Raw genomic sequence first — 9,737 nt, 5'->3', positions numbered from 1 at the left:
AGTAGATTTAAATAGATTCAATGCGATAAATAGCTGTACCTGTCTCTTATACACATCTAGATGTGTATAAGAGACAGCTATTACTCAGTTCAGCTAAAAGAAGATAGACTGAAAAGTATAGTATCTGTCTCTTATACACATCTAGATAGATAACATGAATGGCTATTACTCAGTTCAGCTAAAAGAAGATAGACTGAAAAGTATAGTATCTGTCTCTTATACACATCTAGATGTGTATAAGAGACAGATGTAATAGGAATAGATAACATGAATGGCTATTACTCAGTTCAGCTAAAAGAAGATAGACTGAAAAGTATAGTATCTAGGAGATTTACTTTTTTTAAGGCTGATTTGAATGATAAAGAGAAATTAGAAGAAATATTTATGAATCAAAATATAGATATTGTAATAAATTTGGCAGCTCAAGCTGGAGTTAGATACTCTTTAGAAAATCCCGATGCATATATTAGTTCCAATATTTCAGGGTTTCTAAATATTCTTGAGTTAAGTGTTAAATATAATATCAAGCATTTAGTCTATGCTTCCTCAAGCTCTGTTTATGGTGGCAATAAACATGTACCTTTTTCCACAGAAGATAGTGTGGATCATCCCGTTAGTATCTACGCTGCAACTAAAAAGACTAATGAGTTATTTGCTCATACGTATAGTCATCTTTACAATTTACCTACAACTGGTTTGAGATTTTTTACAGTTTATGGTCCATATGGAAGACCAGATATGGCATATTATTCTTTCACAAAAAATATTTTAAACAATAAAGAAATTACGGTTTATAACTATGGTCAAATGGAAAGAGATTTCACATACATAGACGACATAGTTACTGCAATAGAAAAGATAATATTTATGACACCCAAAGCTAATAATAAATGGAGCGAAATCGATGGTAAAGTGAGTGAGAGTTGGGCTCCCTACAAGATATATAATATAGGTAATAATAATCCTGTTAAATTGATGGATTTTATAAGAATAATTGAGAACAAACTTGGTATTAAGGCAAATATTAAATTTGAAAAGATGCAACCAGGGGATGTCTTAAAAACTTACGCTGATATTTCTGATTTATCTTCATGTATTGATTTTTATCCGAATACTCCTATTGAAGAAGGGTTAGAATCTTTTGTTAACTGGTATAAAAAATATTACGATTTAAATTAAATAATAGGGAATGTTTAATATGGTATCTAAAATAAAGAAATTTATCAAAAAAATAGTTAGAAAAGATACTCTCAAACAAGCAGTTCGAGATGGCCTAATTATAGGTAAGAATTGCGAAATAGATAATTCAGTTTTTTTTGGGTCTGAGCCATATCTTATTGAAATAGGTGATAACGTTAGGCTTACTAAAAATGTTCAATTTGTTACACATGATGGTGGAATGTGGGTTCTCAGAAACTTGGGACTAGCACCTAAAGCTGATAAATATGGATTAATCAAAATAAAGAATAATGTGAATATAGGCTGGAATGTAGTCATTATGCCCGGTGTTACGATAGGTAATAATGTTGTAATAGGTGTTGGTTCTATAGTTACTAAAGATGTTCCGAATAATACAGTATATGCTGGTATCCCTGCTAGGTTTATCTGTACTATTGAAGAATACTATGAAAAAAATAAGGACAAAATTGACTTTACAAAAGGATATAGTCCATATGATAAGAAAGAGTATCTCATTAAAAAGTACTTTAGTTGATGAAATTTAAAATATACAATTATAATTTTATACTGGAGGATAATGATGAAAGGAATCATACTAGCAGGAGGATCAGGCACACGCTTGTATCCACTCACAAAAGCAACATCGAAACAATTGATGCCAATTTATGATAAGCCAATGATCTATTACCCTATGTCTACGCTGATGCTGGCTGGCATTAAAGAGATCTTGATCATCTCTACACCACAGGACACCCCGCGATTCGAAGAGCTCTTTGGCGATGGACGAGAATTAGGACTTCAGATAGAATATGCTGTTCAACCAACACCAGATGGACTTGCCCAAGCTTTCATCATTGGGGAAGAATTTATTGGAAATGAGAGTGTCTGCCTGATTTTAGGAGACAATATCTACTATGGCGGTGGCTTATCTAAGATGTTACAAAAAGCTGCTCAAAAAGAAAAAGGTGCCACGGTATTTGGTTATCATGTCAACGATCCAGAACGTTTTGGCGTGGTAGAATTTGATGAGTCTATGCAAGCTGTTTCGATTGAAGAAAAACCTGCTATGCCAAAGTCTAGCTATGCCGTGACAGGTTTATACTTCTATGATAATCAAGTTGTTGAGATTGCTAAAAAAATTGTCCCTTCTGAACGAGGAGAATTGGAAATCACCGATATCAATCAAAAGTATCTTGAAAAAGGAAAACTCTCAGTAGAATTGATGGGACGGGGATTTGCTTGGTTAGATACAGGTACACATGAGTCCTTACTAGAAGCATCCACGTTCATTGAAACCATTGAAAAGCGACAAAATCTTAAAGTTGCTTGTTTAGAAGAAATTGCTTATCGAATGGGTTATATCAATCAGGAACAATTGATCGCATTAGCACAACCTTTGAAAAAAAATCAATATGGTCAATATTTATTGAACCTGGCAAGTGAGGCATAAATATGGGAAAACTAACTGTAACAAAAACAAAATTGACAGATGTCTTGATTATAGAGCCAGCTGTATTTGGTGATCATCGCGGATTCTTCACCGAAAGCTATTCCCAGGCCGATTTTCAAGAAGCAGGAATCACACAAAACTTTGTACAGGACAATCATTCTTTATCTGTCGAAGCAGGTGTTTTGCGAGGACTTCATTTCCAAAAAGGAACTGCCGCGCAAACCAAATTGATTCGTGTGGTGACGGGAGCCGTTTTAGATGTAATCGTTGATATCAGAAAAGGAAGTCCAACCTATGGAGAATGGGAAGGGTATATTTTATCTGAAAGTAATCAGCGACAATTGTTGGTCCCTAAGGGATTTGCGCATGGTTTCATGACATTGACTTCAAATGTAAACTTTTTGTACAAGTGTGATAATTATTACAATGCACAAGCAGATGCCGGTATTGCCTTTGACGATCCAGATTTGGCAATCGATTGGCCCATTGCAAAAGAAAAAGCGATTCTTTCGGAAAAAGACCAACATCACCCAACTTTAAAAGCGTTCGAAGAACAAAATCCGTTTATTTATGGCGAGATATAAGGAGCGAGTGGACATGAAAAAAATCATTGTAACCGGAGGGGCAGGCTTCATTGGGTCTAATTTCGTCCATTATGTCGTTAATCATCACCCAGAGATCCATGTCACTGTTTTAGATAAACTAACTTATGCTGGAAACAAAGAAAATCTAGCGGGTCTTCCAAAGGATCGCGTAGAGTTAGTGGTTGGCGATATTGCTGATAGCACATTAGTCGATCAGTTGGTCCAGCAAACCGATGCGGTGGTTCATTATGCTGCAGAATCACACAATGATAACTCATTGAAAGATCCGTTTCCTTTTGTTCAGACAAATCTGATTGGTACCTATACATTGATTGAAGCTTGTCGAAAATACGATGTGCGTTATCACCACGTATCAACCGATGAAGTGTACGGCGATCTACCGTTACGAAAAGATCTTCCAGGGCATGGGGAAGGACCAGGGGAGAAGTTTACCGACCAAACACCCTATAACCCATCTAGTCCCTATTCTTCCACAAAGGCTGGCTCTGATTTATTAGTCAAAGCTTGGGTTCGTTCTTTCGGTTTGCGGGCAACACTTTCTAACTGTTCCAATAATTATGGTCCGTACCAACATATCGAGAAATTTATTCCACGCCAAATTACGAATATTCTGAGTGGCATTCGACCAAAATTATATGGTGAAGGAAAAAATGTTCGCGATTGGATCCATACAAATGATCATTCTTCAGCGGTATGGACAATCTTAACAAAAGGTCAAATTGGAGAGACTTACTTGATTGGTGCTGATGGAGAAGCAGACAACAAATCAGTCATTGAAACGATTTTAACATTAATGGGAGAGCCAAAAGATGCTTATGATCATGTGACTGATCGCCCCGGTCATGACTTGCGGTATGCCATCGATGCCTCAAAATTAAAAGAAGAATTGGGTTGGCAGCCGATGTTCACGGATTTTGAAGAAGGTCTAGCTGATACGATCGACTGGTATCGAAACAATCCTTCTTGGTGGCAAGATGAAAAAGCACAAGTAGAGAAAAGTTACGCAGAACAAGGACAATAAGGAATCAAAAGCAGGAGAGATCCTGCTTTTTTGAAAGGAAGCGATCATTTATGTACTTAATCACAGGAGGAAATGGCCAATTAGGCAGTGAATTACGTCATCTATTTGATGAAAAAGGAATTGACTACGTGTCTACCGATGCGAAAGAGATGGATATCACAGATGAAACGGTCACGATGGAGAAAGTAAAAGAAATCCGCCCATCAGTTATCTTTCATTGCGCTGCGTATACCGCAGTTGATAAGGCAGAAGAAGAAGGCAAAGAATTAGATGAGTTAATCAATGTCACTGGCACAAGAAATGTGGCCTTGGCTGCAAAAGCTATAGGTGCAAAACTTGTTTATATCAGTACTGACTATGTTTTTGATGGAGAAAAGCAAGTTGGTGAATACCAAGTCGATGATCAAGTAAATCCCCAAAATGAATACGGAAGAACCAAATTATTAGGGGAACAAGCAGTACAAGAAATATTGGATGATTACTATATTATTCGTACTTCTTGGGTCTTTGGACGGTACGGACATAATTTTGTCTATACCATGCAGCGATTAGCTAAGGAACATAAGACTTTAACAGTAGTAAATGATCAATATGGGCGCCCAACTTGGACACGAACATTAGCAGAATTTATGCTTTATGTTATCGAAAAGCAAGCACCGACTGGAATTTATCATCTTTCGAATGATAACAGCTGCTCATGGCATGAATTTGCGTGCGAAATACTAAAAGATTCAGATGTAGTTGTCAAGCCGATTCCTTCTTCCGAGTTCCCACAAAAGGCGAAGCGACCACAATATTCGGTGATGAATCTTTCAAAAGCAAAAGAGTTGGGATTTGAAATCCCAACATGGCAAGAGGCTTTAAAAGAAATGCTAAAGTAAACTAATAGCTTTGAATCTATTAGTCCAAATTTTATGTATTGGTGGAATGAAAATGAATATTTCTGTTTTTGGTCTAGGCTATGTTGGTCTAGCAAATGCTTTATTATTGTCCCAAAATGAACAGGTTAAAGCATATGATATTGTAAAAGAAAAAATTGATCTTTTAAGTCAATCCAAATCACCATTAGAAGATAAAGAGATACACGAATTTTTAAAACGTGATGACTTAAATCTCGAATTTACGAATGATTTTGAAGACGCTGTAAACTTTGCAGACTATCTAATTATTGCAACACCAACTGATTATGACGAAGTTAAGAATTATTTTAATACATCTACAGTTGAAGACGTAATAGAAGAAGCTTTGGAGATTCGTCCTGATGCAACGTTTATCATAAAATCCACTGTTCCTGTTGGATATACCCTTGATGTCAAAGAAAAATTTAAAACTGAAAATATTATTTTCTCTCCAGAATTCCTTCGAGAAGGCAAAGCTCTTTATGATAACTTACATCCTTCTCGTATCGTTGTAGGAGAAGTTTCTGATCGGGGAGAAGAAGTAGCCAGTTTGTTCAAAGAGAATGCATGGGATGAGGATGTAACTGTTTTGCTAACAAACTCTACAGAGGCGGAGGCAATTAAGCTCTTCTCAAATACGTATCTAGCCTTGCGAGTAGCTTATTTCAATGAACTGGATACTTACGCAGAGACACGTGGACTAGATAGTCGACAAATTATCGAAGGGGTAGGGTTAGATCCAAGAATAGGTTCTCATTATAACAACCCTTCATTTGGTTACGGTGGTTATTGCTTACCTAAAGATACGAAGCAGTTGCGTGCAAATTATGAAGATGTGCCAAGTAATATTATTGGCGCAATTGTCGATGCCAATACAACTAGAAAAGATTTTATAGCTAATCAGATTCTGGCTAAAAACCCCAAGACTGTAGGGATTTACCGCTTAACAATGAAAGCTAATTCTGATAATTTTAGATATTCATCGATTCAAGGTATTATGAAGCGTATTAAAGCAAAAGGAATCGAGGTGGTGGTGTATGAACCATCCCTTAACGAGGAAACGTTCTTCAATTCTAAGGTGATTAAGGATTTTGAAGAATTTAAAGACATTTCGGATATCATTGTAAGCAATCGTTTTGAAAGTATTCTCGAAGATGTTAAAGAAAAGGTATATACGAGAGATATTTTTGGAGATAACTAATATTCTTTTGGAGGGGCAAAAATGAAAAAAGTTCGTAAAGCTGTTATTCCTGCAGCAGGGTTAGGGACCAGATTTTTACCAGCAACAAAAGCAATCGCAAAAGAAATGTTACCAATCGTTGATAAACCAACGATTCAATTCATTGTTGAAGAAGCAATTGCTTCAGGAATTGAAGATATTTTAGTTGTGACAGGAAAAGCGAAACGTCCAATTGAAGATCATTTCGATTCAAACTTTGAATTGGAATCAAACCTATCATCAAAAGGGAAAAAAGAGCTTTTGGCACTAGTTGAAGAGACGACAGGAATCAATTTGCATTTTATTCGTCAAAAACGTCCTTTAGGTTTAGGACATGCGGTTCTCCAAGCAAAAGCTTTTGTAGGCGATGAGCCATTTATCGTCATGCTGGGAGATGATATTATGGAAGATGATGTTCCATTAACAAAGCAGCTGATCAACAATTATGAGAAAACAAACGCATCTACTCTTGCGGTCATGAAAGTTCCTCATGAAGACACGTCAAAATATGGCATCATAAATCCCAGTGAAGAAGCCGCAAAAGATTTATATAGCGTGAGCGAATTTATCGAAAAACCATCACCTGCAGATGCTCCGAGTGATTTAGCAATTATTGGTCGCTACCTTTTGCGGCCAGAAATCTTTGGAATACTAGAAGATCAAGAACCAGGAGCAGGAAATGAAATTCAACTTACTGATGCGATCGATTCACTAAACAAGATCCAACGGGTATTTGCTCATGAATTTAAAGGCAAACGCTATGATGTTGGTGACAAGCTAGGAATGGTTGAAGCAAACATTGAATACGGATTAAAACATCCTGAAATCAAAGATGAACTTCGGAGTTATATCAAAGAGTTGGCGGAAAGAATCTAATTGAAAAATGACTTCCCTTCATAGGGACTGAAGAATGGTATGGTAATATAGGATTGAAGAAACAAATCTGAATCATCAATCCTATAATTGGTAGAGTCTCAATTAATTCTTACATCTCAAACTTCCGCCAATCAAACAAATAAATCACCCCAATTGCTTTAAACGTCAAATAGACAAAATGACCATAATTATGGCCAATCAGATGTAACGCATCTGCGGAAGCTCCTTTATTCGACCAAAGAGTAAAACCTAATATAATGGCTAAGATCAACAGACCTTTTCCTAATGCAAAGACAATTGTTTTTGCAGGGAGGGGTCTTTTTTTTGTGAGGAAAAAGCCGAATAAAAGGACAAAGTTAACTAGTAACAAAAAATGTGCAGCAGCTGTCCATAAGGTCATTGTTCCTGTAGGTGTGAAGAAGTCGGTGAAAACGCAAGCGACGACTGCAGTTAAATTGAGCAAGTATAGAGGAAGGCGAAAGGTTGGTTTCTTTTCGTCACTCTTTATTTCTGGTTCTTCTGCTAATTGTTCTGGTTTTAGCAGTGACTCTAAATCGATTTGATAGAGATCACTTAATTTGATCAATGTGTCGATGTCTGGGGTACTTCGATTGTTTTCCCAATTTGAGATCGTTTGTCTAGTAACAAATAATTTTTCGGAAACTTCTTGTTGAGTGAGTCCTAATTTCAAGCGACTCTCTTTTATTTTTTCAGCTATAGTCATTTCAATGCTCCTTCTGACATATCCTATCATAAAGCGGTTCAAAGAAACAATTGTAAAGCTCGATTTAACGAAAAAATGCACAAGTTCTTTTCTTTGTTCTTAAAAGATTAAATTTAAATGAGCTTATGTCAGATATTCCTAAAAAATTTCCTGAAAGTGTTCGATTTTTTTCAGTGAATCCTTCACCTGTAATAAGTAACAATTGTCATATATGAAGTAATAAATGTTCAAAGATAGCACATATTGAGAGTAGAAGATAGACTTGATCGAATCATTCAAAAATAGAATGCCACGATCAAGTAAAAAATAGTCTCCTTTTTTGAAAATGAAATCATTGATAAAACAAGGATGCAAAGAAGATTTGCGCTGATTTGCACTGGATTTGCTTGAAGGCAAGGGCGCTTGAATTATAAAATTCTGAAGAGGTGATGCAATGCGATGACAAGTGAATTAAGTATAAATACGCTCAATGGTATTTCATGTGACCGCATAAAAAATTTTTGAGAGGAGTGGATGATACGCTAAATAAAAAATTGTTTGTAAATTAAAAATTAATAAATTATAATGATTTTTAGGCGTAAAAAAAGTTTGGATAAAAAGGTTTTAATTTTGAAAAAGAAGGTTAAGGTGAAAGTTTGTGAAAAAGAAGTTTAAATATGTTCTATCTTTAGTAATCTTATTAAGTGCTGCGGTGGTAACGCCAGCATTTCAGGTAGTGGCGGAAAGCCATGTGTTTTCAGAATCTCCGCAGGTGGATCAGGAAGAAGTGAAAACTGTACAATCTGATGATACGAATGCTTCTGCGGATGCTGGACAAGCTACCTCTCAAGTAGAAAATCCTACGCTAACAACAACGACCTCAGCGCGCGTGGATGCTGAGAACGAACAAACACAAGCAAGTAGTGACAGTAAAGAAGCCATCAGCGGATCAGAAAATAAAGAAGAACCTGCTGCAAGCCCTGTAAATAATGTCCCTTCTTCTGTTGATCCGTCTTCTGCAAGAGCTGCCAATGCGCAACTGACGGTTCAAGTTTTAGATAGTAATTCAAACCAGCCAATCCAAGGCGCTTATTTCACATTGACCTCCTCGACATCTGGTGAAGTGACGTTGTTAGTCACGGACAGTTCAGGAAAGGTAACGATTCAGGTTCCTTCAGGGGGCTACTTTATTAAGCAAGTGGGTACAACGAATCAAAGATTGAACTACGCATTTACATCGATTGGAAATTCTATCAATTTGCAAGCAGGAGAAACCAAAATATTGGCCCTTTATGAGCGTCAAATTGTAGGCGAGTATGCTTTTGGAGATAGCCCCGATACGATTCATATTCCTGTAAATAGTAACTTCGATTTCTCAACACAGGCATTAGGGATCGAGGCGTTTAAGTTAAATTTTAGCGGCAACATAGAAAAAAGTATTTCTGACTCACAGATCTTTCCGTACTACACAAATGTTGATCCGAGCAAACCGGGGACTTACGTAGCAATTTTTATGGCTAGACAAGCCTCATATAGTGTATATACAACACATGTAGTCAATGTCATTGTTGACCCGGAGCAGGTGGGAGAGGTAACTGTCAAATATCTTGATACTCAAGGGCAAGAAATCCATGAAACGAAGACTTTATCTGGTACCATTGGTGCTTCATATGATGCTAGTACGGATGAGTATAAGTTATCAATTGACGGTTACACCCTAGACGAAAGCCAATTACCAGAAAACAGTAAAGGCGTATTTAGTGAAACAGCACAAACCATCACCTA

10 protein-coding genes are annotated in these 9,737 nt (G+C 36.7%); 9 read left to right on the top strand and 1 reads right to left on the bottom strand.

Going from position 1 to position 9,737, the window contains the following annotated elements; translation table 11 throughout:
* The first annotated feature begins 252 nt into the window (after positions 1–252).
* From A5883_RS09715 to galU, 8 genes are read left to right on the top strand one after another with little or no spacing between them, the layout of a single operon-like run.
* Positions 253–1,179: an NAD-dependent epimerase/dehydratase family protein gene (locus tag A5883_RS09715; protein WP_369596885.1), complete on the top strand. Its 927-nt coding sequence runs from the start codon at positions 253–255 to the stop codon at positions 1,177–1,179.
* Positions 1,180–1,198: 19 nt separating this feature from the next.
* Positions 1,199–1,714: an acyltransferase gene (locus A5883_RS09710; protein WP_086338438.1), complete on the top strand. Its 516-nt coding sequence runs from the start codon at positions 1,199–1,201 to the stop codon at positions 1,712–1,714.
* Between the two features lie 45 nt (positions 1,715–1,759).
* Entirely contained in the window at positions 1,760–2,629 is an 870-nt protein-coding gene (gene rfbA, locus A5883_RS09705) for a glucose-1-phosphate thymidylyltransferase RfbA (RefSeq protein ID WP_086338437.1), read from the top strand.
* A gap of 2 nt (positions 2,630–2,631) precedes the next feature.
* Positions 2,632–3,213, top strand: a complete 582-nt coding sequence (rfbC, locus tag A5883_RS09700) for a dTDP-4-dehydrorhamnose 3,5-epimerase (RefSeq protein ID WP_086338436.1) — start codon at positions 2,632–2,634, stop codon at positions 3,211–3,213.
* A 13-nt stretch (positions 3,214–3,226) separates the two neighbouring features.
* Entirely contained in the window at positions 3,227–4,255 is a 1,029-nt protein-coding gene (gene rfbB / locus A5883_RS09695) for a dTDP-glucose 4,6-dehydratase (RefSeq protein WP_086338435.1), read from the top strand.
* Between the two features lie 50 nt (positions 4,256–4,305).
* Entirely contained in the window at positions 4,306–5,136 is an 831-nt protein-coding gene (gene rfbD / locus A5883_RS09690; RefSeq protein ID WP_086338434.1) for a dTDP-4-dehydrorhamnose reductase, read from the top strand.
* Positions 5,137–5,188: 52 nt separating this feature from the next.
* Positions 5,189–6,355, top strand: a complete 1,167-nt coding sequence (locus A5883_RS09685) for a nucleotide sugar dehydrogenase (protein WP_086338433.1) — start codon at positions 5,189–5,191, stop codon at positions 6,353–6,355.
* A 21-nt stretch (positions 6,356–6,376) separates the two neighbouring features.
* Entirely contained in the window at positions 6,377–7,249 is an 873-nt protein-coding gene (galU, locus tag A5883_RS09680; RefSeq protein ID WP_086338432.1) for a UTP--glucose-1-phosphate uridylyltransferase GalU, read from the top strand.
* Positions 7,250–7,358: 109 nt separating this feature from the next.
* Here the strand turns inward: galU and A5883_RS09675 are convergent, their stop codons facing one another.
* Positions 7,359–7,973, bottom strand: coding sequence for a helix-turn-helix domain-containing protein (locus tag A5883_RS09675; protein ID WP_086338431.1), 615 nt, complete (start codon positions 7,971–7,973; stop codon positions 7,359–7,361).
* Positions 7,974–8,610: 637 nt separating this feature from the next.
* Here A5883_RS09675 and A5883_RS09670 point away from each other — a divergent pair.
* A partial coding sequence (locus tag A5883_RS09670) for a MucBP domain-containing protein (RefSeq protein WP_176323968.1) occupies positions 8,611–9,737 on the top strand: 1,127 nt, incomplete at its 3' end.

The sequence above is a fragment of the Enterococcus sp. 5B3_DIV0040 genome (genome assembly GCF_002140755.1).
GTDB lineage: Bacteria > Bacillota > Bacilli > Lactobacillales > Enterococcaceae > Enterococcus_D > Enterococcus_D casseliflavus.
Note: the sequence above shows the minus strand (reverse complement) of the source record. Positions and strands in the feature narration are given on the sequence as shown.